The following is a 1605-nucleotide window of genomic DNA, read 5'->3' as shown; positions in this document are numbered from 1 at the left end:
TGAAATTCTGTCGCTTATGCACGCCGGACCGGCTAAAGCCTCGACCTCCAGTGGCCGGAACGACAATCAAAGCCCCGCTCTCGGCAACAATGACGGGGCTAGTCATCGCACAACTCATCGGCAATCGGGTCGTCGTCCAAATTGATGACAGGCACCTGCAAGCGACCCAACTCAAACAAGAACAGTACCTTGCCCATACCGCAAAATTCAGCGGCCTTGCCGATTGACAGACGATGCAGCTCAAATAACTTAACGGCCAGCAGAAAGCGTAACTCCGCCGCCAGTGCTTCCGGCGCCTGACCAGAGGTCAGCAGCAAGTCATCTGCGTAGGGGAGGGTCAATGTTTGCATGGCGTTTTCCACGATGGTGGTGATGCGATGTGAATAATCAAAGCGCCGTAGACGGAACGTTGGGGTTCGTGCCTCACCCCAACCTACGCTCCCTCTGATCTATTCTCGGCATCGCCTGTCGCCCCTATGATATCAGCGAACTTAGCGGACGACATTCTCCACCTCGATGTACGATTGCATGGCAGTTGGCGCAGACGACAGCGAGGTCTTTAAGCGTGGTGACCATTGGCGCAGTGGTTTGACTGAGTGGGCGCAGGTGATGTACGTGAGCAAAGCGTGAACCGACGCTCCCATAAGTGGTCTCAAAATCGAAATTGCATCCTGGCACTTCGCAGCTAAGTCGGCCATTGGTGCTATCGATGAGTGCCTGTCTTATCTTGGCGTCTCGTAAAGAACGCTCTCTAAGTCGGTGAGTCGTTAGCCAACGCCTCTGACGTCCCTCCAGCGCACCTAATTCAGGATCCGATGTCCCAGTGCTGACATATCTATCGCCGAGATGATTCTCCCAAGCATCCGATAATGGGTGAATCGGAAAAGGATAAGCACAATGGGCCTAAAGTGGCCAAGTTCGGATACTATTCGCTTCTGGTAAAGTCCGAATTATCCGGACGTCGGCCCCTTCCCTTCAGTCTTGTCGGTGCCGGGTCAGCACAGCCCCGCGGCGATCATCGATTGCGCTCGCGCGCTATGCATCGTACCTTGCCTTCCCGTGTCGCCCAATACACCGGCGTGGTCCACCAACGGTCAACATGGGTTTTCAGCCTGAGCGACTGGAACTTCTGGGCAGCCAGTGTCCGCGCAAGCGTTTTAGGCGTCAAGTTCGGACCGCATCGGGGTCACGCCCCGCACATAGTCCTCAAACGCCGCCGCCGGGAGCGGCCGACTGAACAGATAACCCTGGCCGATCCCGCACCCCTCGGCCGTGAGAAAATCCGCCTGACCCTGGGTCTCTATCCCTTCGGCGACCACCCGCAACCCCAGTGTCCGGCCGAGCGCGATCACGGCGCGGGTGAGGGCGCAGCCTTTGATGTCCGCCGGCAGCCCGGCGACGAAGGAGCGATCGATTTTGATCTCGCTCACCGCCAACCGGTTGAGGGTGGCCAGGGACGCATAACCGGTGCCGAAGTCGTCCATGCCGACGGCGATCCCCATGGCTTGCAGGCGCGCTATCGTCGTGGCCGCCAGATCCGGGTTGGTCATGATCCAGGTTTCGGTGATCTCGACCGCCAGGCCGCCGGGGGTCATACCCACCTCG

At 58.4% G+C, this 1605-nt stretch carries 3 protein-coding genes; all 3 read right to left on the bottom strand.

Annotated elements, in window-relative coordinates; all coding sequences use genetic code 11:
- Positions 1–98 precede the first annotated feature (98 nt).
- Positions 99–350 carry a UPF0175 family protein gene (locus tag QZY44_RS30335; RefSeq protein WP_295456504.1) on the bottom strand — a complete coding sequence of 84 codons (252 nt, stop codon included), beginning with the start codon at positions 348–350 and terminating at the stop codon, positions 99–101.
- Between the two features lie 124 nt (positions 351–474).
- On the bottom strand, positions 475–678 hold the full coding sequence (locus tag QZY44_RS36030) for an HNH endonuclease (RefSeq protein ID WP_365305597.1): 204 nt from the start codon (positions 676–678) through the stop codon (positions 475–477).
- Between the two features lie 479 nt (positions 679–1157).
- Positions 1158–1605, bottom strand: a 448-nt coding sequence (locus tag QZY44_RS30330) for an EAL domain-containing protein (RefSeq protein WP_295456503.1), incomplete at its 5' end; no start/stop codon positions are given.

It is taken from the genome of uncultured Thiodictyon sp. (genome assembly GCA_903837595.1).
Classification (GTDB): domain Bacteria; phylum Pseudomonadota; class Gammaproteobacteria; order Chromatiales; family Chromatiaceae; genus Thiodictyon.
This window is presented reverse-complemented; position numbering and strand designations above follow the sequence as displayed.

Bases quoted from the DNA above. Each gene is read 5' to 3' on its own strand.
- QZY44_RS30335 (WP_295456504.1), bottom strand. From the start codon at position 350: ATGCAAACATTGACCCTCCCCTACGCAGATGACTTGCTGCTGACCTCT.